This window comes from Mesorhizobium sp. M1A.F.Ca.IN.020.03.2.1, from assembly GCF_004023205.1.
GTDB lineage: Bacteria > Pseudomonadota > Alphaproteobacteria > Rhizobiales > Rhizobiaceae > Mesorhizobium.
Map to the genome: position 1 here is coordinate 1 of NZ_RZSV01000524.1, position 395 is coordinate 395.

Here is a 395-nt window from a genome sequence, read left to right on the forward strand (position 1 = left end):
TGCGACCGGGGCTACGGGTGCGACTGGCGCCACCGGCGATACCGGAGCAACGGGCGCAACCGGCGCGACCGGAGCAACCGGCGCCACAGGTGCGACCGGAGCCACGGGTGCGACTGGCGCCACCGGCGATACCGGAGCAACGGGCGCAACCGGCTCGACCGGAGCAACCGGCGCCACAGGTGCGACCGGCGCCACGGGCGATACCGGAGCAACGGGCGCAACCGGAGCAACGGGCGCAACCGGAGCAACCGGCGCCACAGGTGCGACTGGCGCCACGGGCGATACCGGAGCAACCGGCGCCACAGGCGCGACCGGCGCCACGGGCGATACCGGAGCAACCGGAGCAACCGGCTCGACGGGTGCGACCGGAGCAACCGGCGCCACAGGTGCGACCG

General features: G+C 74.7%; 1 protein-coding gene. It reads left to right on the top strand.

Features of this window, described 5'->3' with window-relative positions; genetic code table 11:
• The coding region (locus tag EOA79_RS32505) for a hypothetical protein (protein WP_206639316.1) at positions 1-395 on the top strand (395 nt) is incomplete at both ends.